This window comes from Kangiella japonica (genome assembly GCF_039523535.1).
Lineage (GTDB): Bacteria > Pseudomonadota > Gammaproteobacteria > Enterobacterales > Kangiellaceae > Kangiella > Kangiella japonica.
Genome location: NZ_BAAAFM010000001.1, coordinates 107195 through 129087, shown reverse-complemented (window position 1 = coordinate 129087; position 21893 = coordinate 107195). Strand labels below are relative to the sequence as shown.

Sequence of the window (21893 nt, the reverse complement as noted above, 5' to 3'; positions counted from 1 at the left end):
AATTTATTCTTTTAATTGTAAGACTGCTTTATAACGTGGCTTACCATGTCTTTCTAAGTAATAAGTCAGTTCTTGATTCTCAGGATCAACTTCTAACATCCACACGTTTGTCTTAGCATCAGGAATGAGCTCTGCGGTAAAGTCGTCAGCATGGAAGAAATGCTTAGTTGCCGTAACGGCTTCGCCCTTGTAGCTTGCTGAGTAGCCACCATAATTAGTCACCGGATCAGGTGAACCGTCTTTTAGGCGGTGTTCGTGTTTAAATAATAAACCTTGGTATGTTTTGTTCAAGTGCCAGGTTCTAGACTCGTCTTCTCCTACCGTGAAGGGAATTGCGATATGTTGGTTATCACAGTAATCAATCGTAGCTACTAACTTTTTACCGGCGAAATCATGACCTGGATCTTCAGGATATACAGACTCGCCAACGAATGTTTTGCCACACATCGATTGGATTAAACTGAAAAACTCAGATTCTTGAGGGGATAAAATCTCATCAAAGTTCGGTGCAGGCGCACAACTGCTACAGGCACAAGCGGTAATTAAAGTGGCTAAAACGAAACTGGTTAAGAGTTTTAAGGTGTTTTTCATGTCGCTCTCTATGTTATTGATTTGAGATATAGTCACCGATTTGAAGACGGTTAGCAAGCCACATGCAGGTGATTCAGTTGGGATTTAGAGTTTCTATTAGCCCAATCAACGATTTGTGGTTAATTCTTGGCCCATAGTCCGCTATAATTGCCGGCTTTGGCCTCAGCCTCACTGGAATCTTAGTACAAAATGCGTCTATTGCGTGGTCTCTATAATTGTCCGAAAGCACTGTTTCAGCAGGGCTGCGTGGCGACTATTGGTAATTTCGATGGCGTACACTTGGGTCATCAAACCATTATTGAGCGCTTAACCCGCAAGGCAAAGGACTTTAATTTGCCCAGTGTGGTCATTGTTTTTGAGCCACATCCGCAAGAATATTTCCGTCCTGAAAAGGCTCCTGCACGACTCTTTAAATTGACTGATAAAGTCAAAGCCCTAGAAGCATTGGGCGTTGATTACGTCTTATGTTTTCGCTTTAACCAAGAGTTTGCTGAATTGACTGCTGAGGCATTTATTCAGCGCGTTTTGATCGATGTACTCAATGTACAACATCTATTTATAGGCGATGACTTCCGCTTTGGTTATAAGCGTCAAGGCGATTTTGAAATGCTGAAAAGTCGTGGTTCAGGGCGCTTTTCGGTCGAAGCGAATCAGTCCGTCACGCTAGAAGTCAATGACAAGTCTCTTCGGGTCAGTAGCAGTCTGGTGCGAGAAGCGGTGGCTAATAACCAGTTTCAGCTAGCCGAACGTTACCTCAATAAACCCTTTCAGATCGAGGGCAAAGTAAGTCACGGCGATAAACAAGGCCGACAAATTGGCTTTGCCACCGCCAATATCCCACTGAAAAGATTGAAAAGTCCTTTAAAGGGGGTGTATGCGGTTTGGGTGTATGGTATAAGTGCTAGCTTGGTGCATGGTAAAGGCCATAAACGCTGGGCAGCGGTAGCGAATATCGGCAATAAGCCGACGTTAAAGCAAAGCCCTGAGCGACTTGAAGTACATCTTTTAGACTTCGCTGGTGACCTTTACGGAGAGCGCCTACGCGTTGAGCCCATCGCTAAATTGCGAGACGAGAAGAAATTTGCGTCGTTAGACGAGCTGAAAGCGCAAATTGCAGCCGATACCGAGTCTGCTAAAGACCATTTTAATGAATTTTAATCGATTGAATTAACTACAACAGAGTAATCATTTGGATGAGTGACTATAAAGACACCTTAAACTTACCGAAAACTAAATTTGAAATGCGCGGTAACCTGCCTAATCGTGAGCCAAAAATGTTGGCCGAGTGGGAAAAGAACGATTTATATGGTGAGATCCGCAAAGCACGAGCTGGCCGTGAGCAGTTTATTTTGCACGATGGCCCTCCTTATGCCAACGGCAATATTCATATTGGTCACTCTGTAAATAAAATCCTTAAGGACATCGTGGTTAAGAGTAAAACCATTAGCGGTTTTGACAGTCCTTATGTGCCTGGGTGGGATTGTCACGGCTTGCCGATTGAAAACGTAGTTGAGAAAAAAGTCGGTAAAGCTGGGCAAAAGATTTCGCATGCGGAATTCCGTCAAAAATGTCGTGATTACGCAGAAAAGCAAGTTCAGGGGCAGATGAAGGATTTCGTACGTCTAGGTGTCTTGGGGGAATGGGGCAATCCTTATAAAACCATGAATTTCAGCTTTGAAGCGAACATTGTACGTGCGTTATCTAAGTTGGTTAAAAACGGTCACATGTTCAAAGGCGAAAAGCCGGTTTATTGGAGTGTGGTTGGTGGTTCCTCGCTGGCGGAAGCGGAAGTCGAGTATCAAGATAAAACATCTTACTCGATTTATGTGCGTTATCCTTTAGCGGATGTGGCTGCGTTTGAAAAGGCCTTCGATGGCGCTTCTTGTGATAACACCTCGGTGGTTATCTGGACCACAACCCCTTGGACCCTGCCTTCAAGCCAAGCGGTCACGGTACATGCTGAATTTAATTACGTTTTGGTAAAAGCTAAAACTGAGGCTGGCGAAGAACAGTTTATTTTAGCCGAAGACTTGTATAAACAAGTCATGGCTGAATCTGAAATTACCGATTACGAAGTAGTCGCTACAACCACTGGTGACACTTTAGAAAACTTAAGTCTAAATCACCCGTTCTACGATAAAAAGCTACCGATCATTGTTGGTGAGCATGTGACGACTGATGCGGGTACCGGCTTAGTTCATACCGCACCAGACCATGGCCCAGACGATTTCCAGGTGGTTAAGAAATACGGCATTGGCCTTTTAAACTATGTTATGGCGAACGGTGTTTTCTCTGATGATACGCCGGTATTTGCCGGACAGCATGTGTATAAAGTCGATCAACCTGTGGTTGAGCATTTGATCGAAAAAGGTCGCTTGTTACACCAAGATAAAATTCGTCACAGCTATCCGCATTGTTGGAGAACTAAGACGCCATTGATCTACCGTGCAACGCCGCAGTGGTTCATTTCGATGAAGCAAAATAACTTGCAGCCACAGGCGATGGAGGAGATTAAAAAGGTTAAGTGGGTTCCTGAGTGGGGCGAGGCGCGAATCGAATCAATGGTCGGCAACCGTCCAGATTGGTGTATCTCACGTCAACGCACCTGGGGCGTGCCACTTTGCTTATTTATCGATAAAAAAGATGGTCAGCCACACCCAGACGCAGCTGAACTAATGGAAAAAGTAGCAGTATTGATTGAGGAGAAGGGTATTCAGGCATGGTATGACCTGGATGCTTCTGAGCTTGTTGATGCTGATAAGTATGAAAAAATTGATGATACCCTAGACGTTTGGTTTGATTCTGGTGTGACACATTATTGTGTTTTGTCGGCGCGTGATTATTTACGCCAGCCAGCAGACTTGTATTTAGAAGGCTCGGATCAGCATCGCGGTTGGTTCCAGTCGTCGCTATTAACGTCAGTCGGTATTCATGGCCATGCGCCTTATAAGCACTGTCTAACACACGGTTTTGTGGTTGATGGTAAAGGCGAGAAGATGTCGAAGTCGAAAGGCAACGTCATGGCGCCTAACGATGTGATTAATAAGCTAGGTGCTGATGTACTTCGCTTGTGGGTTTCATCGTCAGATTACCGCGGTGAGATGGCGGTTTCAGAGGAAATCTTAAAACGTACCGGCGATACATATCGACGTTTGCGTAATACCTCACGCTTCTTATTGGCGAATTTGGAAGGTTTTGAACCAGCAGATGACATGATTGCAAAAGAAGACCTTTTACCGCTAGATCGCTGGGCTGTTGACGCTGCTTACCAAGCGCAAGAAGCGATTATCGATGCCTATGAAAACTATAATTTCTGGATCGTGGCGCAAAAGATTCACCATTTCTGCTCGATCGACATGGGAAGCTTCTATTTAGACATCATTAAAGATCGTCAGTACACGGCTAAGCGTGGCTCAAAAGCACAGCGCTCTTGTCAGACGGCTTTATACCATATTGTTGAAGCGCTCGTGCGCTGGATGGCGCCAATCTTAAGCTTTACGGCTAACGAAATTTGGCCATTATTGCCAAAACCAGCCAATGGTGAGCGTGAGAAGAGCGTCTTTATTTCAGAGTGGTATCAAGGCTTGTTCCCTATGGAGAATGCTGAGATCACCGCGCAAGATTGGGAGCTAATCTCAACGGTTAAAAACGCTATTAACAAAGCCATTGAAGTAAAACGTAAAGACGGATCTATTGGTGGTTCATTGCAAGCGGAAGTGACAATTCATGCTGATGAAAAGTTATACGCCGTGTTAAGCAAGTTAGAAGACGAATTACGATTTGTCTTTATTACTTCTCAAGCCAAGCTAGCGAAAGACGAAGCTGGTGAAGCGACTGATGTAGAGGGCTTAAAACTTACCATTAGTGCGTCTGACGCTGAAAAGTGTGAGCGTTGCTGGCATCACCGTGAAGATGTGGGCTCTAATAGCGACCACCCGACGATTTGTAGTCGCTGTGTGGAAAACGTGGTTGGTGATGGTGAAACCCGCCATTACGCTTAATAGATACTTTAACACTTAATAGTAATAAGGCGTCATTATTAAGAGCATGAAATGCGACGCGGTCTTCTCTTAGGGGGATTCTCTTAGGGATATTCTCTTAGGGGTATATGGAGAATAAGACTGCTTCGCTATGCTTACAATGACAGATAAACATAGAGTATAAATGTTGAATAAAATAAAAGAATCGGGTTTGGTATGGCTGTGGATCACTGTAACTTTATTGATCCTCGACCAAGCAACAAAAATTTGGGCCGATAATAACTTAGCACCAGTTTATGGCGGGCCTATTATTGAAGTCATGCCACACTTTGACTTGAACCTAGCCTATAACTATGGCGCAGCTTTCAGCTTCCTTGGTGATGCTGGCGGCTGGCAGCGTTGGCTTTTTACGGCAATCGCAGCTGCAATTAGTGTCGTTTTGTTAGTTTGGATGTATAAAACGCCTAAGAGTCAAAAGCTGGCCAACGTTGGCATGGCGCTTATTTTAAGTGGCGCTATTGGAAATCTTTATGACCGCCTAGCCTATGGCTATGTGATTGATTTTATTGATTGGTATGTGTCGAAGGACGGTTATCATTGGCCTACATTTAATATCGCAGACAGCGTTATTTTGATGGGTGTTGGTCTATTAGTTATTGATACCTTCAAGAATCCAGACAATAAAGACGAAAAGAAAACATCTTAATTTTCGTCATCAACTTCTTAATTCTAGTGACTTTATGACTACTGATTTACAAATTAATGCTGATTCGAAAGCATTAGTACATTTTAACGTCTTACTAAAAGACGGCTCAGCGGCTGACAGTACCCGAGTCAACGGCAAACCTGTGTGGTTTGTTTTTGGTGATGGTAGTTTAACTGAGGTTATTGAGAAGTCTCTGATGGGCTTAAAGGCGGGTGATGAGAAAAAACTGGAAGTTCATGGTTCTGAGTTCTTCGGGCCAGCAAACCCTGATGATGTTCATTTTATGGATATTAACCAGTTCTCCGCAGACGTTAAGCTTGAAGAAGGCTCTATCATAGCTTTCGAGGATATGATGGGGGGCACAATTCCGGGCATGATCCGTGAAATTCAGGGGCATTCTGTTAAAGTAGACTTTAATCACCCGTTGGCCGATCAGGATATAATCCTTGAAATCGAAATTGTCGAAGTGAGACAATAGTCAGTAACCACACTATGTTTGTGATACTAGGTTGAGTTATAGAGATTAAAGTATTAGTTTTCTAACTGACTTTAGCAAACGCTAAAATTATCTGGTATCCACAACTTAAGTATTTAGCAGGTATTATCTTGGAAATCATATTAGCAAACCCTCGTGGCTTTTGTGCCGGTGTTGACCGCGCCATTGAGATCGTTAATCGTGCCATTGAAATTTTCGGAGCACCGATTTATGTCAAACATGAAGTGGTGCATAACAAGTTTGTGGTTGATGGTTTACGAGAAAAAGGCGCCATCTTTATTGAAGATCTCAACGATGTGCCGAAAGATTCAACGCTTATTTTTAGCGCGCATGGCGTTTCACAACAAGTTCGTCGTGACGCAGAAGCTCGTAACTTAAAGGTTTTTGATGCTACTTGCCCGTTAGTCACCAAGGTGCATATGGAAGTGGCACGCCATAGCCGTCGCAATGAAGAATGTATCCTGATTGGTCATAAAGGCCACCCAGAAGTTGAAGGCACCATGGGACAGTATGACAATCCAGAGTCAGGAATTTACCTAGTCGAAGACGAAGAAGACGTAGCAAAACTAAAGGTAAAGAATCCAGACGCATTGTTTTACGTCACTCAAACCACTTTGTCGGTTGACGATACTCAGCGTCTCGTTGAAGTCTTAAAAGATAAGTTTCCAAATATCCAAGGCCCTAAAAAAGACGACATTTGTTACGCCACCCAGAACCGTCAAGATGCTGTTAAACAACTAGCTGCGGTGTGTGACTTAATCTTAGTAGTAGGCGCGCAAAACAGCTCAAACTCAAGTCGTTTGCAGGAACTGTCGGAAAACGAAGGCACGCGTTCATACTTAATCAACAATGCCGGTGAAATTGACCCGGCGTGGCTTGAAGGCGTAGAAAAAGTGGGTGTCACAGCAGGAGCTTCAGCACCAGAAGTCTTGGTTAAAGACGTTATTCAATACTTAGAGTCTCAAGGCGGCACCAACACCCAAGAATCTGATGGTGTCGAAGAAAACATCGTTTTTGTCCTACCCAGTGAACTCCGTCCTAGCGAGTCAAATTTGCATTAAAATTCTTAAAAATTAACCACTTAAAGCCGATAAGTTACCGCTTATCGGCTTTTTTGTACCGTTTGTCCGAGATAGTATGCAATTGATTTGTACATATCGTATAAGTTATGAGTCGACAAAAATTAAGGTAAAAAGATAAATGCTCGGTTCAAAATTTAACAAAGGTATGACGCTGATTGAATTAATGATCACCATTGCCATTCTAGCGATCGTTGCTGCAATAGCAGTCCCATCTCTCAGTAACTTCATCAATAGCAACCGATTAACGGGAATTGCGAATAACTTGAATGCAACTTTGACCAGTGCAAGAGCGGAAGCCGTAAAGTTAAAAACGGATGTGACCGTGGCGCCAGTCAGTGGTTCCTGGGCCAATGGGTGGGTTGTTAGTTATGTTGATGGTGGTTCTACTGTTGAGCTTTTGAATGAGGGGAAAATCGCCAAGAATATTAGTTTAAGCGGAAGCTCATCAAGCGACTCAGTTATCTTCGATAGAACAGGTTATAGTAAAAATAATCACTGGGGAGCCAGTGGCGTGGTTTTTTGCGATAAAAATAATGTTGGGCGTAAGATTGATGTAGCTCCATCGGGCTCTTCTAAGGTGGAAAAGGTTGAGTGCTAATGATGATCAAAAATAAACAAAAAATTGAAGGTTTGACCTTGATAGAAGTTCTCATCACTATCCTAGTAATTGCAATTGGGATGTTAGGGATGGCCGCATTGCAGATGAAAACATTAACTTCAACTCAAGAAAGCTACGCTAGATCACAAGCTGTAGCATGGCTTAATGATGCCAGTTCAAGAATTATGGCTAACAGAGAGTTTTTTGCTGATGATCCTGGTTCATTTTACACCGGACAAAAAGCTTCTGGTGAAATCAATCAATGGTGTGAGGTCGGCGCAACTCCTTATGAAGAAAAGAACACCTGCACTTCAGGCTCGTGTTCTGGTGAACAGCTTGCTCAAGCTGATATCGATGCGATCTGCATGAGTATGAGCAGTTCTGGGATTCAAGGTGCTCAAGCAGGGATTACATGTAATGATCGAGACATAGGAGATGGTGACGCCTGTAGCGCAGGTTCAAAACTAACACTTTACGCAGCATGGCCTCAAATAGAACGAGCCGATAGTGGCGATCAACTGGTAACCACAGCAAGGTGCCAAGAGGTTTTGCCACCAGGAACAGATCTAGACTTAGGTTATTCGTGCGCTATTGTTGAAATTATTCCATAGGACTGAATCATAATGAAAGCTAGTATTCAAAAAAGAACACAAGGTTTTACGTTAGTTGAATTGATGGTGGGTATGGTGCTGGGATTAATTTTAATTGCTGGCGTGTTCACCGTGTATTTATCTAGCAAAAAGACGAATAACACATCTCAAGGCGTTTTAGGAGCACAGAGCGATGCTCAGTTAGCTCTAAGCTTTATGAAAGAAGATATCGCTAAAGCCGGTTGGGTAAACAACTCATCTTTAGGCTATAGTTTACCAAGTCCAGTACCGTTGGATTATAGTACTTACGAAGGTGGAGCAGGCCCTGACATTTTAAAAATTCACTTTGAATCATGTGACAGCTCGCAGCCTGATAATGACTGCGTTGGTGCTGGAATTGATGACGCTGACTGCAACGGACAAGCGGTCACACCAGGGGATATTATTGAGAACATATACCAAGTCACCGATGGTGTTCTAACCTGTAATGGTGAGCCGTTAATTAGTAATGTAGAAGACTTTCAGGTTCTATACGGTGAACTTGTAGGTACTAACTTAAACTATGTCACGGCAGATAATATTACTAATGCGACAAACGTGCGTAGTATCCGTTTTGGTTTACTACTTACATCCGAGCAAAATACTTCTGATGCAACTATTGCGAGGAATATTAATTTGCTGGGTAAAGACATTAGCGTTAACGATAAAAAGTTACATTTTAAGTATGAAACGACGGTTGTATTGCACAACCGCCCAAGTGGGATTTGATCATGAATAGAAATAAACAGTCAGGCTTCTCTTTAATTATATCTTTGTTATTGTTGATGACCTTAACCATTATTGGTCTGGCAATAATGCGATCCAGTATTCTGTCCGAGAAGCAAGCTTCGAACGTTCAGGAAAAAAGTGTTTCGTTCCATGGAGCGCAAACGACAAACAATAGTATCGTAGAGTCGTACCGTTATGATCAAGCAATTCTGGCTCAAACTTTAAACGCAAAAGATTTAACCATTAAAACTTGTGTCGACTATACCGGTAACGTCACAACAGATTGTGACGTTACACCGACTATTGATAGCTCAACAGGGGTATTAAAGGGTGGTACGGATACAACATATAGAGGATGTCCTTCAGCTTTTAAATGCGTAGGAAATTCATCGGGAATGAACAACAAAAATACTGTCGGTTGTAATGTCTTCCAACATTATGGTGAAGCTTGGGTAGACTCAAATCGTGACGGTATTGAAGATGCAAATGAAGCAAAAACAGAGATCGAACAATGGTCTTTGCTTGTCGCTGCATGTGGCAATAGTTAATTCGAGGAGAATAGTGTGAATATATTGAATAAAAAACTAAAAGTTGCTGGAACGTCTTTAATGACGGTTTTAGCCATTGGTTTAGGATTGTCAGCTGCTCCGAGTAATGTCTATGCAGATGACACAGAGATTTTCTTTGGTGAAGCAAAAACCGCAAATATGTTATTTGTGCTTGATGAATCGGGCTCGATGAGCTTTAAAGATGACGGCGCAGATGAAGATACTTTAATTGTGAGTCATTGGTGGCAAAGAAATAAAGGCAAGCGTTCTGATGCCAGAAAAAGGTTACCGCCGCTACCTTATGAAGATACAACGTCAAAGGCTCGATTCCCAACTTTACAGGTATATATGAAACCGTGTTGGCAAGCTTGGGGTGGTAGGTGCCGAGATAGGTCTGATGATTATTATTGGGTAAACTATATTCCATTCCACACTCAAAACTACCTTTATGGTTGGAATGAGGACATTAGAACAACTTTAGCGGGTGGTTATTATTATCGCTGGGTACATATAGACAACAGAATGACTCGCCTGAAAGAGGCTTTGTATACTTTTTTCACTTCTGAGAAAACTAAAGATAACAACCAAATAGGTATGATGTCTTATTCCAGTGGTCGAAAAAATACGACTATCTTACATGAGAATGTTAGACGCTTGGACAAGGTAACTGGTGGCAAAACTCACCGTGAGTGGTTGATTGAAAAAATTTACGATCTCCATCCGAGTTATGGCACACCAACTGCTGAGGCTTATTATCAAGCGACTCAGTACATGGGGGGGGCCTATACACAAAATGGTAGTGCGCAACCATCTCCTATATTAGAAGGTGCCTGTGGTTATAACAGTTCAGTATTATTGCTAACAGATGGTCTGCCCACTGTATTTGAAACAGGTACATACAATGACATGGATAAAGTTGTAGATAGTTGTGATGCCTCAACTTCGAATACACAAAATTCAACGAATAACGGTAAGCAGTGTACGGAGAAACTGTCAGCTTATTACTTTGTCAATGATGTAAAAAGCAACTTCCCTGGCTCTACGATTCAAACATCAACAGTTGCATTTGCTCTTGACGACAAGGTTGCTACAGACTTTTTAAAGAATACAGCTTCAACAGTTGACGGTAAGAAGCTTTATTATCAACCAACTGATGTTGACTCATTGGTTCGTTCTTTTGATGAGTCTCTAAATGCCGTACAAGACACAACCTCGTTTGTTGCGCCTAGTATTCCATTAAGTCAATCAAACCGCTTACGTCATAGTAATAACCTTTACATGGGGATGTTCAAGCCGGCGGCTAAAGAGACGTGGTTTGGTAATCTCAAAAAGTATCAACTTTCACAAGGCCGTATTGTAGATAAAGACGGGGTTTTAGCAGTTGATGCGGATACGGGTACCTTTATTAAGGAGACGAAAAGTTTCTGGGGCGATGTTGAAGACGGCAATAAAGTAGAAGCCGGTGGAGCTTTACCACACATTTCGGTAGGACCGGAGCCCGTGGTTTACACGAACTTGAACTCAAATAGTCTTAATCAGTTAACTGAAGATTTTATTGCAGGGTATATTGCTGACCACGCATTAAAGCTTGACCATCAAGATCGTTTGTTTGGTGAGAACAGAACTACAGCTGCTCCAGATATATTACCTGATACTTTAAGAAACTATTATGAGTGGATCAAACATCGAGTTACTGAGCTTGACGGTAAAGAGATTAAACGATTTGGAGATGTATTACACTCGAAGCCAGAAATTTTAGAATATGGTAGTGGCAATGCTACTGCGTTTGTTGCCACAAACCAAGGTTACATACACGCTATTGACATAGCGACTGGTAAAGAGCGCTGGGCTTTCTTCCCTCGTCAGATGATGAAGAATGTTCCCGAGTGGTATAACAACGAAGGCGTTAACCATGAAACTGAATCTAGAGAGTACGGTGTTGATGGAAGTATTACTATCCACTCCGAAGTAGATTCAAACGGCGACAAAAAGCATTATCTATATGTAGCTTCGCGTCGTGGTGGTAGTAATGTGTATGCCCTAGATATTACCAATGTTAACAAGCCGAGCATGATGTTTACGGTTGCTGATGATTTTGAGTTCACGAAAGCAGAGCTTGGTTATAACGATGAAGTTAGAACTGAAATACCAAACCTAGGTCAGAGTTGGACAAAGCCAGTTGTAGTAAAAATGCACTCAACAAATGCTAAGGGTTATGAGAAACGACTGGTAATAGCGGGTGGTTATGATACTTATTATGACGATAGAAATAATCCAATAGACCCTGCTAGTAATGTAATCAAAGGCGATGCAATTTACTCTATACCTTACAAGGGCTCAAGTGGCTACAACACGGTAGCAGGTGAGAGTGATATTTATAACAGCTTTGCTGGAGACCTTACTTTTATTGATATTGATAATGACTCGATACTGGACCATATTTACGCTGCTGATGTCGGTGGTAAAATTTACCGTGTCGACTTTAAAAAGAACTCAACTAGCGCAAGCGTAGAGTTACTTGCAGATGTTTCGAGTAGTGACATAGATGGTCCGTACCGCTTTTATAGCAAGCCTGATGTAGCGTTTGCGGTATACAACGGTATTCCATTTGCAGTTGTCAATTTAGGTAGTGGTCATAGACCAAACCCAAAAGCAACGACTACCAGCGATAGATATTACGCGTTCTTTGATTTAGAAGTTGGCGGCCATGAAAAATCTGGTGACTATGATCCACTAAAAGTTAGCGACCTATTAGACGTCACTAACGCAATGACAGACCCAGATACCGGTGAAACTAGATTTGCAACTGTTGCAGATGTCTTTAAAGAAGGCGAACAAAAGAAAGGGTGGTACTTTAACTTAGAACCAAAAGAGAAAGTACTAGCTGGGGCCACTACCATTGACTTTACAACCTTGTTTACAACTTATATACCAGGCCCTCCAGGGTGTGGTGTAACCTCAGGTGTAAACCGTCTATACGGGGTTGGGTTGTTGGATGGTAAGCCAAACTATGACCGATTCGCAGTGGGTGATATTGCAGATATGGAAGATAGATATACCAATGTAAAGTATGTTGGTATTGCTCCAGGGGTTTCGGTATTATTCCCTGAAGATACGGATGCAGCATTGCTCGTTGGTACACAGACCATCTGTACTGGCGATGAGTGTGATTTCTTCCGCAAAAATGCAAGAATCATTAAATGGAAACAGCACGAGTAAAATATGAAGAAAAATAAAGGTTTTACATTAATTGAAGTAATGATAGTAGTAGCTATAGTTGCAATTATTGCAGCTATAGCGATTCCTTCCTATAACCGTTATGTAGTACGCTCTAAACGTGCCGATGCGATGGGAACATTGATTACTGCTGTACAAGCCGTAGAGCGTTACAAGTCTAATAATAATTTTAGTTATGAAGGGGCTAGAGCCGCAGGCATTATCCCTGCTCAGGTACCTGCCGATGGTGGGGATGCTTATTATACGATTGATTTTCAGGCAGACCCAACAGTTACCACTTATACACTTGTGGCTACTCCAACAGGTTCGCAACCAGCTTCCGATGGTACTCTAACTATTAACCAAAATGGAGTGAAAAGTTGGAAGGGGAATCCATGTTGGCCCGAGTCGGGAGATTCTTGTTAACAGCAAATATGAAGCCGCTACATGCGGCTTCTTTTTTGTCGTTTCGCCTTGAAAATCAAGCCACTAGAATCAATAGTCTACCTCATGTAGAATATTGCTATCTAAATAAAGGAACTTGGGGCTGTCATGCGAGCAAAAGTATTAAGTTTTGTCCAGATGAAGGGTGGGGCGGGGAAAACGACCTTATGCGCTAATATTGCTTCAACCTTATCGGAGTCCGGTCGTGTTCTGATGATCGATACTGATGTTCCTCAATGTTCCCTCAAAACATGGTTTGATATTCGTAATGAACTCTATGTCATTGAAAACCTAGATGTTTGTGTAGCTAAGAATGTAGCACACTTACAAAAGCTTGTGCGTGACAACACATCGAATTACGAATTCATACTGATTGATGGACATCCTCGGATCACGAACCTAAGTCGTGCAGTCGTCTTATTATCTGATTTAGCAATTATTCCTATGGCGCCTTCACAAGTTGAAGTTTGGTCAACTAAACACCTTTCGGACATCGTTCAGGAAGCTAAGCAAGTTAATAAATACTTAGATGCTAAAATTTGTTGGAATCGTTACCGAGTTAGAACCAATTCTGCTGAGGATGTTGTTTCCAATGCTAAAAAAGAGCTGGGATTAGATGATTTCTCCACCAAGCTTGGGAACAGAGTAGCCTATTTGGACTCTTTTGCTGATGGCTTAACGGTTGCCGAATGGCATGATCCCGCTGCTAAGCTTGAAATTTGGGCATTAACTTCCAATATTGAAAGACTTCTTACGAAACAACCAGTTAGCCGTCTAAAAACTGAAGCTCAAGTTGAAAAGTTTGTAAAAGGAAAATAAATTACTACTTTTTGCTTGACGCTAAAGTGTAATTGAATTAATTTATCTGCATGAAAAATTTAAACGCAAACAACATTTGGTGGTGGCACGTTACATAAGTAGCGGGCACTTTTGCGTATATATTAAAAATATATTTTATGAAAAGCCCGCATTTTGCGGGCTTTTTTTTATCGATAATATTTTACCCAAAGCAACATTATTGAAACCTTTTAAACAGTAAACCAAGAGAAATTAAATATGACAATTATCTACTCAGCAACAGCTACAACTACTCATCAATGGTGGTGGATCTGCTAGGGCGGGTTATTGTCTTTGTAATATGACAAGCCCGCCTTCGTGCGGGCTTTTTTGTGTCTGAATGATACCGAATTTATTAGATTTAAACTTAAGGAATTGACCATGATTATTATTTTAAAACCTTCTGCTACTAAGGCTGATGCCCAGGAGATTCTCAACAAGATTGAAGAGGCGGGGCTAAAACCTTTGCACATGCCGGGCGTTGAGCGAACCGTTATCGGTGCGCTGGGAGACGAACGAGTATTACAGTCGTTACATTTTGATAACTACCCACAGGTGGAGCATTTAAAGCCTGTACTGAGTAAATATAAATTAGTGAGTCGTGAAATTTACCCACACGATACGGTCATTGATGTAGGGAATACACCCGTTGGGGGTGATCGTTTTGCGATTATGGCTGGACCATGCGCCATCGAAAGTTACGATCAACTTTTAGAAACCGCAAAACAAGTTAAAGCCGCCGGTGCAACAGTACTTAGAGGAGGGGCATTTAAGCCGCGCACAAGTCCATACTCTTTCCAGGGACTAGGAGTGGAGGGTTTAAAGATAATGGAGCAAGTGGGCAAAGAGGTCGGCATGGACACTATCACTGAAATCATGGACGTTAACGACTTGGATGATGTCGCTCGCTACACATCAGCATTTCAGATTGGTGCAAGGAATATGCAGAACTACACCCTGTTAAAGGCGGTGGGCGAGACAAAGCACCCGGTACTACTTAAGCGCGGTTTGTCGGCCACCATCGAGGAGTTGTTATTGGCTGCGGAATATATTGTAGCTACTGGCAATCCGAACGTGATGATTTGTGAGCGTGGCATTAGGACTTTCGAGACAGCGACTAGAAATACTCTTGATTTAAATGCTGTGGCTTTTATTAAAGAGAAAAGTCACTTACCCGTTATTGTTGATCCTTCGCACGGCACTGGTGTTCGAACTTTAGTTGGACCAATGGCGAAAGCGGGCGTCGCCTGTGGCGCAGATGGCTTGATTATAGAATCTCATCGCAATCCTCGCGAATCTGTTTCTGATGCAGCGCAGGCTTTATCCGCTGATGATTTCAGTCAACTAATGCAGCAACTTATTCCCTTTATTAAAGCCAGTGGGCGCACTTACAAGGAGGTTGAGTATGCAGGTTAAGACTCTCTCAAGGAAGCTACCGCTAAGCTTAAACCCATACCAAGCCTACGGTGCGCTGACTAATAATGGCAATACAGAGCACACAGCCTTGTTAGAAACCGCTGAGGCTGGAACTAACAATCATCAAAAAAGTGTCATTATGCTTTCTGCGGCATTAAAGCTGACGGCTTTGGACAAGTCTGTAGAGTTAATTTCGTTAAACTCAAACGGTAATGCTCTTATTGGTACGCTTAAATCGAACAATGTGTTGAATGACAACTTCGAGTTAACGTCTTCTGAAGGTAGGTTATCTCTCAACTTACTGCCGCAACTTGACTCGAACGATGAAAGTGTTCGATTAACAGAGCCAACGTCAGTAACTGTTTTGCAGGTCATTCGTGACGTCCTTAAGACTAATAATGAGCCGGATAATGAAACGTCACTCTTAATCGGTGCTTTTAGTTATGAGGTGGTGGAGCAATACGAGAAGCTTCCGAATATTGATAAGAGCCAAGAGGACTACTGCTTCTATGTGGCCGATCAGTTGATTATCCAGCAGCGCGATAGCCAGTCAGCAAAAATTGTAGTTAAAGGCTTTGCTGAAAATGCTGACAGTACCGTTAGACTTGGTGTTGAGCTAGACAGGATTTACCAAACTCTAACCAATACATCCTCAATTAAACCTTTGGTGTTTAAGTCTTCTAATGTGAATCCTGAGCTCTCTGTAAGTGTTTCAGATACTGATTATTATCAATTAGTCGAGACTGCGAAAGAGCGAATTATCGAAGGTGATATCTTTCAAGTAGTTCTTGCTCGGACTTTTAGCATTACATGTAACAATGCCTACCAAGCTTACGGTAATCTCAGAACATCTAACCCTTCACCTTATATGTATTACATTAATTTTGGTGGTAAAGAGCTTTTTGGTGCAAGTCCAGAAAGCGCGCTAAAGGTTAATCGTAAGCGGGAAGTCTTTTTATATCCTATCGCAGGTACGCGTAAAAGAATGCTCGATCCTGTAACTGGTAATGTTGACCATGAGCAAGATGCTAGAGTCGAGTTTGAGCTTATTGCAGACGAGAAAGAAGGTGCTGAACACATGATGCTAGTCGATTTGGCGAGGAACGATTTAGCTAAAGTTGTTAATCCTGGTAGTCGTGAAATCACTCAGCTGAAACGCATAGTTAAGTACTCGCATGTGCAGCATATGGTGTCAGAGGTTAAGGGTATATTACAACCGAGCATCGACTCTTTAGTGGCTTATCGTGCCTGCGCGAACATGGGAACTTTAACAGGCGCGCCAAAGATTAAGGCTATGGAGATTATCCGTGAACAAGAAACCTCTGGCCGTGGTTATTACGGTGGCGCTGTCTGTACGCTAAATGCTAATGACGAGTTTGATAGCGCTATTATTATTCGTTCGGCAGTTGTCGAGGACGGTATCGCTAAAATCTCGGCCGGCGCTGGTGTGGTACATGATTCCGAACCACAGCTTGAAGCGCTGGAAACATTAAACAAGGCAAAAGCCGTTATCGATGCCTGTCGCGCAAATGAACCTAAATCGGAGTTATTAGTATGAAAATTTTATTAATTGATAATTATGACTCCTTTATCTACAACTTAAAGTATGAGCTAGAGCTTGGTGGCAACGAGGTTGTGGTTTGCCGCAATGATATTGAATACTCGGAATTAGCGAGTTTCGCAACATCTAGCGATGCTATCGTCTTGTCTCCTGGCCCTGGTGCACCTAGTGACGCCGGACACTGCCTAAAGCTGGTGGGTGAATTAGCTCCTACACTCCCTATTCTTGGAGTTTGCCTTGGTCATCAAGTCATTGTAGAGGCTTTCGGTGGCCGTGTTGGTAAGGCGAAAAGTATCGTGCATGGCAAAGCTTGTGTGGTTGAGTCTAATCAAACTGGATTGCTAAAGGGGCTAGAAGCACGCTTAACAGTTGCACGCTACCACTCTTTAGCCGCACAGCAGCTGAGTGCAGACTTGCGCATAGATGCTGTCAGCCATGATGGGGAAGTTATGGCGGTTTCACATAATCAATATCCAATTTATGGGCTACAGTTTCACCCAGAGAGCATCATGACAAAAGCTGGCAATAAAATATTGAGCAATTTTGTTCAATTAGCGAAAGAGTTTAGAGCACAAGGAGAGCGTCATGTTGAATTTGCTTGAAACTGTGTATCAAGGTCAAAACCTAAACTTTGAGCAAGCGAGCTTATCATTTCGTGAAGTGCTTAAGGGCAGTATTGAAGTGCCGGTAGTAGCCGCTATGTTGGCAGCTTTAAAAACTAAGGGCGAAACGGTGGAGGAAATCGCCGGTGCGGCGGCTGCACTTCGTCAGGAAGCGCAGTATTTTCCGACAACGGACTACTCGGTTAGCGATTGCTGTGGCACAGGTGGCGATGGGCTAAATACCATTAACGTCTCAACTTTAGTGGCGATTGTTGCAGCTTGCGCGGGCGTGAAAATTGTTAAACATGGCAATCGTTCGGTCTCATCGAACTGTGGCTCTGCTGATCTGATGGAGCAACTGGGCGTAAAAATTAACATGCCTAATGAGCAAAGCAAAGCTCTATTGGATGCTGCTAATTTCTGCTTTTTATTTGCTCCAGACTATCATCAAGGCGTGAAACACGTGATGCCTGTGAGGCAATCACTAAAAACTCGCACCATTTTTAATCTTATTGGACCTTTGGCTAACCCAGCTTTACCCGATACCCAATTACTTGGTGTTTATGACGAGCAGTATTTAGTGCCTTTTGCTGAAATTCTCAAATTGCTAGGGGCTAAACGAGCTTTGATTGTTCATGGTTCCGGCTTAGATGAAATCGCTGTGCATGGAACCACTAATGCAGTTAGTTTAAATAATGGGCAAATCGAGTCATTAGAGCTGTCTCCACAAGACTTTTCTGCTAAACAGCATGAGCTCAGCTCGATACAAGTCCTAGACGGCGTGGATAACAAGCAAGCAGCATTGGACTTATTAAGTGGTAAAGCTCCAGAGGCCCATGTGGATATGGTTGCGGTCAACTGCTCGGCATTGTTAGTGTTGAATGATATTGCTGCTGATTATAAGGAGGGCTATCAGATGGCAAAAGATATTATTCAAAGCGGTAAAGGCTTAGCTCACCTAGAAAAAATTAAGGAGCTGTCGCATGGTTAATGTATTGCAGGCTATTGTTGAGCATCGCAGGCAAACACTAGCGAATAGTGCTGACGTAAGCGATCTCAAACCAAGCACGAAGAGTCTTTATAAGGCGCTCAAAAAGCCACACTTTGGGTTTATTATGGAGTGCAAAATGGCTTCGCCATCGAAGGGTTTAATTCGTGAAGATTTTAATCTTGAGGAAATAGTGCCGATATATAACCAGTATGCAGATGCTATATCGGTGTTGACCGAAGATCGTTTTTTTCGTGGAAGTTATGCCAACTTAAAATATGTCAGCGAAAACACCGATAAACCTGTTTTGTGCAAGGACTTTATTTTAGAGCCAAAGCAGGTTCGCCAAGCACGTTATTATGGGGCTGACGCTATATTATTAATGTTGTCGGTGTTGAATGATGCTGAATATAAAACTTGCCAACAAGAAGCTGACAAATATCAGCTAGATATTTTAACTGAAGTTCATAGCGAAGAAGAGCTTGAGCGTGCCTTAAATCTAGGTGCGAAGATTATCGGTATTAATAATCGTAACCTGAAAAACTTGAGCACTGATTTAAGTCATACCGCTAAGCTAGCCAAGAATATACCTAATGATGTGGTCGTGGTTACCGAGTCTGGCATTAATAACCATGATGACGTGTTAGCCCTGTCGCCACTGGCTGATGCTTGTTTGGTGGGTAGTAGCTTAATGTCTCAGCTTGACTTAGAGACTGCTGCTAAACAGCTGGTCTATGGTGACATTAAAGTGTGTGGCATTAAAGATCAGGCTAATGCTGATTTGGTGGATAGCCCTGCATCATCATTAGGTATGATTTTTGTCGATAAGTCACCGCGTCGAGTGGCTAGTGACAAGGTTTCGAGCAACTTAAAGACCGTTGGCGTATTTCAAAATCATGATATTGACCAAGTATTAAAGGCTCAGAAGAATTATCAGCTTAAAGTTATTCAGTTACATGGCGACGAATCTGTTGATTATGTTCATGAGCTACAGTCGAAATTACCACAATCGTGTGAAGTCACGAAGGTGATATCTATCCGAGAAGGGGATGGTCTACCGTTAATTCCTGAGTATTCAGTGGCGGAAATTTTATTGGATACTCAGGTCGGTAGCTCTAAAGGCGGCACAGGTAAAGCATTCGATTGGTCAATGATTCAAGAAGTTAAAAAGCGTTACCCACAATACCGTTTTCGAGTTGCCGGTGGGATCACTCCTGACAATATTCGTCAGTTAAAGTCACACCAAGTTAGCGCCATTGACGTTAACGGTGGTGTTGAGTCCGAGCCAGGCGTTAAATCGTCAGAAAAAATTAACCAACTTTTTGCCAATGCTCGCGTAGTGTCTGGCAGAAGTCGCTAGAGGTAGTTATGTCTTTAAAAGAACGTATCGATCAAGTATCCGATAACAGTCAATACGAGTATCAGGGTGCTTATATAGGGCAATATGGTGGTCAATTTGTACCACAAATATTGGTGCCAGCATTGGAGCAGCTTGAGGAAGCTTTTGAAGCTGCGATTATTGATGATGAGTTTATAGGTGAGCTCAATCGGTTGCTGAATGATTATGCAGGGCGACCAACGCCATTGACCGAATGCTCAACCTTCGGGCGTACTGAGCATTGCCGTATCTTCTTGAAGCGCGAGGATTTGTTGCATGGTGGTGCTCACAAAACCAATCAGGTTTTGGCCCAAGCTTTACTCGCTAAGCGTATGGGAAAGCATCGTATTATTGCCGAAACTGGTGCTGGACAACATGGTGTTGCCACTGCCTTGGCATGTTCGCTATTAGGCTTGAAAGCCACTATTTATATGGGCAAAAAAGATTGTGATCGCCAAGCGCCCAATGTTTTTAGAATGAAGCTGATGGGGGCGGAAGTCATTTCTGTCGATAATGGTAGTGCCAGTTTGAAAGATGCCATTAACGAGGCGTTACGTGACTGGGCTTCTAGTTATGAGGATACGCACTATTTATTAGGAACAGCTGCGGGTCCTGCGCCATTTCCTAAAATGGTGAAACGTTTCCAGCAAGTAATTGGCGAAGAAGCGAAGAAGCAAATTCTTGAGCAAACTGGGCAACTTCCTGCTGCCGTGATTGCCTGTGTTGGTGGAGGCTCGAATGCCATTGGTATCTTTGCGGACTTTATTAAAGAAGAAGGCGTTAAGTTGATTGGCGTAGAGCCAGCAGGACACGGCCTAGACTCGGAAGCGCATGGTGCTACTTTATTGCGCGGAACTGAGGGTATTATTCACGGCTCACGTACTCATATTTTGCAAACCGAAGAAGGGCAGATTAAAGAGTCGCACTCGATTTCAGCAGGCCTAGATTATCCAGCTGTAGGCCCCGAGCATGTTCACCTCATGACCAGCGGTCGCGCCGAGTATGTGGGAATTACTGATGAGGAGGCGTTGGAAGCATTTCAAGAGTTATCCAAAACGGAAGGCATTATTCCTGCTCTAGAGTCTTCACATGCTTTAGCTTACGCCAAAAAATTAGCACAAGAAGCGACTAAGCCAACCACCTTGCTGGTGAATTTATCGGGCCGAGGCGATAAAGACCTGAGCCACGTTATGAGTATTTTAGAAGAAAGTGAACAACAGGGTGTTACTGATGCGTTATAAAAATATGTTCGACAAGGTTTCAGCCAAAGGCCAGCTTGCTTATATTCCTTTTGTTATTGTGGGTGATCCAGACGCGGAGTTATCTCTAAAGATTATTGATACCTTAGTAGCAAACGGCGCTGATGGGCTAGAACTTGGATTAGCATTTTCTGATCCTGTGGCCGATGGGCCTGTGATACAACAGGCTACGCTTAGACCGCTAGCGAATCAGTTCTCTATCGAAGCAGGGTTGAACCTTATTGGGCAAGTGCGCCAGAAATATCCAGAGTTACCGATTGGTTTGCTGACGTATGCGAATTTAGTCTTTGCTCAGGGTATTGATGTATTTTTCGGCAAGTGCAAAGCCCAAGGTATTGATTCTGTATTAGTAGCAGATTGTCCTGTGAAAGAATCTGAGTTGTTTGAGGCGGATGCTAAAAAGAACAATATTGACCTTGTGTTTATTGCTCCGCCCGATGCCGACGATGCCACCTTAAAAGTTACGGCAGAAAAGAGCAAGGGCTATACCTATGTCCTAAGCCGTAAAGGAATTACGGGTACAGAGGTGGCCGCGAGCAAGGCCAAAACCGACTTTTTGCAGAAACTCAAACAGTATCAAAGCCCGCCATTGGTGCAAGGCTTTGGAATATCCGAGCCAAAACACGTATTTGATGCAGCAAATGCAGGCGTTGATGGAATTATTACCGGATCAGCCATAGTTAACTTAATCAATCAACATTATAATAACCCTCAAATCATGCTTGAGCAGATTGCGGATTACGTAACTAGTATCGCTCAAGCGGCACACACGGAGCATACCTACGCCACTTAATGCGGGTATCTCGATTATTTGAGCACAAAGAGAGTTTGTT

20 protein-coding genes and 1 other annotated feature are annotated in these 21893 nt (G+C 42.9%); of the genes, 19 read left to right on the top strand and 1 reads right to left on the bottom strand.

The annotated features are described in order from the left end of the window. Positions 1-3: 3 nt before the first annotated feature. Entirely contained in the window at positions 4-591 is a 588-nt protein-coding gene (locus ABD128_RS00580) for a hypothetical protein (RefSeq protein ID WP_343985172.1), read from the bottom strand. Positions 592-780: 189 nt separating this feature from the next. Between ABD128_RS00580 and ribF the strand changes: the two genes are divergently transcribed. From ribF to trpA, 19 genes are all read left to right on the top strand, one after another. Further along, the gene (gene ribF, locus ABD128_RS00575) at positions 781-1749 is read left to right on the top strand and encodes a bifunctional riboflavin kinase/FAD synthetase (RefSeq protein ID WP_343985170.1); all 969 of its coding nucleotides are present in this window, start codon (positions 781-783) and stop codon (positions 1747-1749) included. A gap of 35 nt (positions 1750-1784) precedes the next feature. Continuing rightward, the gene (gene ileS / locus ABD128_RS00570; protein WP_343985168.1) at positions 1785-4592 is read left to right on the top strand and encodes an isoleucine--tRNA ligase; all 2808 of its coding nucleotides are present in this window, start codon (positions 1785-1787) and stop codon (positions 4590-4592) included. A 163-nt stretch (positions 4593-4755) separates the two neighbouring features. Then, positions 4756-5277: a signal peptidase II gene (gene lspA, locus ABD128_RS00565; RefSeq protein WP_343985166.1), complete on the top strand. Its 522-nt coding sequence runs from the start codon at positions 4756-4758 to the stop codon at positions 5275-5277. Between the two features lie 34 nt (positions 5278-5311). After that, positions 5312-5755 (top strand): FKBP-type peptidyl-prolyl cis-trans isomerase, encoded by a 444-nt coding sequence (fkpB, locus tag ABD128_RS00560; RefSeq protein ID WP_343985165.1) that lies wholly within the window; start codon positions 5312-5314, stop codon positions 5753-5755. A gap of 128 nt (positions 5756-5883) precedes the next feature. Beyond that, a complete protein-coding gene (gene ispH, locus ABD128_RS00555) occupies positions 5884-6834 on the top strand; it encodes a 4-hydroxy-3-methylbut-2-enyl diphosphate reductase (RefSeq protein WP_343985163.1) in 951 nt (316 codons plus the stop codon). Between the two features lie 139 nt (positions 6835-6973). Continuing rightward, positions 6974-7453, top strand: a complete 480-nt coding sequence (locus ABD128_RS00550) for a GspH/FimT family pseudopilin (protein ID WP_343985161.1) — start codon at positions 6974-6976, stop codon at positions 7451-7453. After that, on the top strand, positions 7453-8064 hold the full coding sequence (pilV, locus tag ABD128_RS00545) for a type IV pilus modification protein PilV (RefSeq protein ID WP_343985159.1): 612 nt from the start codon (positions 7453-7455) through the stop codon (positions 8062-8064). Before ABD128_RS00550 ends, pilV begins: the two co-directional genes overlap by 1 nt. A 12-nt stretch (positions 8065-8076) precedes the next feature. Beyond that, positions 8077-8811 carry a PilW family protein gene (locus ABD128_RS00540; RefSeq protein WP_343985157.1) on the top strand — a complete coding sequence of 245 codons (735 nt, stop codon included), beginning with the start codon at positions 8077-8079 and terminating at the stop codon, positions 8809-8811. A gap of 2 nt (positions 8812-8813) precedes the next feature. Then, positions 8814-9359, top strand: a complete 546-nt coding sequence (locus ABD128_RS00535) for a PilX N-terminal domain-containing pilus assembly protein (protein ID WP_343985155.1) — start codon at positions 8814-8816, stop codon at positions 9357-9359. A gap of 15 nt (positions 9360-9374) precedes the next feature. Beyond that, positions 9375-12578 carry a PilC/PilY family type IV pilus protein gene (locus ABD128_RS00530; RefSeq protein ID WP_343985153.1) on the top strand — a complete coding sequence of 1068 codons (3204 nt, stop codon included), beginning with the start codon at positions 9375-9377 and terminating at the stop codon, positions 12576-12578. Between the two features lie 3 nt (positions 12579-12581). After that, the gene (locus ABD128_RS00525) at positions 12582-13001 is read left to right on the top strand and encodes a type IV pilin protein (RefSeq protein ID WP_343985151.1); all 420 of its coding nucleotides are present in this window, start codon (positions 12582-12584) and stop codon (positions 12999-13001) included. A gap of 126 nt (positions 13002-13127) precedes the next feature. Then, positions 13128-13838, top strand: a complete 711-nt coding sequence (locus ABD128_RS00520) for an AAA family ATPase (RefSeq protein ID WP_343985149.1) — start codon at positions 13128-13130, stop codon at positions 13836-13838. 71 nt (positions 13839-13909) lie between these two features. After that, positions 13910-14007, top strand: a sequence feature (Trp leader region). Positions 14008-14237: 230 nt separating this feature from the next. Next, the gene (gene aroF, locus ABD128_RS00515; protein ID WP_343985147.1) at positions 14238-15272 is read left to right on the top strand and encodes a 3-deoxy-7-phosphoheptulonate synthase; all 1035 of its coding nucleotides are present in this window, start codon (positions 14238-14240) and stop codon (positions 15270-15272) included. Then, on the top strand, positions 15262-16830 hold the full coding sequence (locus tag ABD128_RS00510; RefSeq protein ID WP_343985145.1) for an anthranilate synthase component 1: 1569 nt from the start codon (positions 15262-15264) through the stop codon (positions 16828-16830). The genes aroF and ABD128_RS00510 overlap by 11 nt, the downstream gene beginning before the upstream one ends. Further along, positions 16827-17435, top strand: a complete 609-nt coding sequence (locus ABD128_RS00505; protein ID WP_343985143.1) for an anthranilate synthase component II — start codon at positions 16827-16829, stop codon at positions 17433-17435. The genes ABD128_RS00510 and ABD128_RS00505 overlap by 4 nt, the downstream gene beginning before the upstream one ends. Beyond that, complete coding sequence (gene trpD, locus ABD128_RS00500) at positions 17419-18426, top strand: anthranilate phosphoribosyltransferase (protein ID WP_343985141.1); 1008 nt, start codon at positions 17419-17421, stop codon at positions 18424-18426. Before ABD128_RS00505 ends, trpD begins: the two co-directional genes overlap by 17 nt. Further along, a complete protein-coding gene (gene trpCF, locus ABD128_RS00495) occupies positions 18419-19783 on the top strand; it encodes a bifunctional indole-3-glycerol-phosphate synthase TrpC/phosphoribosylanthranilate isomerase TrpF (protein ID WP_343985139.1) in 1365 nt (454 codons plus the stop codon). Before trpD ends, trpCF begins: the two co-directional genes overlap by 8 nt. 8 nt (positions 19784-19791) lie before the next feature. Next, positions 19792-21042: a tryptophan synthase subunit beta gene (gene trpB / locus ABD128_RS00490; RefSeq protein ID WP_343985137.1), complete on the top strand. Its 1251-nt coding sequence runs from the start codon at positions 19792-19794 to the stop codon at positions 21040-21042. Further along, positions 21029-21853, top strand: a complete 825-nt coding sequence (trpA, locus tag ABD128_RS00485) for a tryptophan synthase subunit alpha (RefSeq protein WP_343986526.1) — start codon at positions 21029-21031, stop codon at positions 21851-21853. The genes trpB and trpA overlap by 14 nt, the downstream gene beginning before the upstream one ends. Positions 21854-21893 lie beyond the last annotated feature (40 nt).

Bases quoted from the DNA above. Each gene is read 5' to 3' on its own strand.
- lspA (WP_343985166.1), top strand. From the start codon at position 4,756: ATGTTGAATAAAATAAAAGAATCGGGTTTGGTATGGCTGTGGATCACT.
- ABD128_RS00550 (WP_343985161.1), top strand. From the start codon at position 6,974: ATGCTCGGTTCAAAATTTAACAAAGGTATGACGCTGATTGAATTAATG.
- ileS (WP_343985168.1), top strand. From the start codon at position 1,785: ATGAGTGACTATAAAGACACCTTAAACTTACCGAAAACTAAATTTGAA.
- pilV (WP_343985159.1), top strand. From the start codon at position 7,453: ATGATGATCAAAAATAAACAAAAAATTGAAGGTTTGACCTTGATAGAA.
- trpB (WP_343985137.1), top strand. From the start codon at position 19,792: ATGTCTTTAAAAGAACGTATCGATCAAGTATCCGATAACAGTCAATAC.
- trpCF (WP_343985139.1), top strand. From the start codon at position 18,419: ATGGTTAATGTATTGCAGGCTATTGTTGAGCATCGCAGGCAAACACTA.
- fkpB (WP_343985165.1), top strand. From the start codon at position 5,312: ATGACTACTGATTTACAAATTAATGCTGATTCGAAAGCATTAGTACAT.
- ABD128_RS00540 (WP_343985157.1), top strand. From the start codon at position 8,077: ATGAAAGCTAGTATTCAAAAAAGAACACAAGGTTTTACGTTAGTTGAA.
- ABD128_RS00525 (WP_343985151.1), top strand. From the start codon at position 12,582: ATGAAGAAAAATAAAGGTTTTACATTAATTGAAGTAATGATAGTAGTA.
- trpD (WP_343985141.1), top strand. From the start codon at position 17,419: ATGTTGAATTTGCTTGAAACTGTGTATCAAGGTCAAAACCTAAACTTT.
- ABD128_RS00580 (WP_343985172.1), bottom strand. From the start codon at position 591: ATGAAAAACACCTTAAAACTCTTAACCAGTTTCGTTTTAGCCACTTTA.
- aroF (WP_343985147.1), top strand. From the start codon at position 14,238: ATGATTATTATTTTAAAACCTTCTGCTACTAAGGCTGATGCCCAGGAG.
- ABD128_RS00505 (WP_343985143.1), top strand. From the start codon at position 16,827: ATGAAAATTTTATTAATTGATAATTATGACTCCTTTATCTACAACTTA.
- ABD128_RS00510 (WP_343985145.1), top strand. From the start codon at position 15,262: ATGCAGGTTAAGACTCTCTCAAGGAAGCTACCGCTAAGCTTAAACCCA.
- ABD128_RS00535 (WP_343985155.1), top strand. From the start codon at position 8,814: ATGAATAGAAATAAACAGTCAGGCTTCTCTTTAATTATATCTTTGTTA.
- ribF (WP_343985170.1), top strand. From the start codon at position 781: ATGCGTCTATTGCGTGGTCTCTATAATTGTCCGAAAGCACTGTTTCAG.
- ABD128_RS00520 (WP_343985149.1), top strand. From the start codon at position 13,128: ATGCGAGCAAAAGTATTAAGTTTTGTCCAGATGAAGGGTGGGGCGGGG.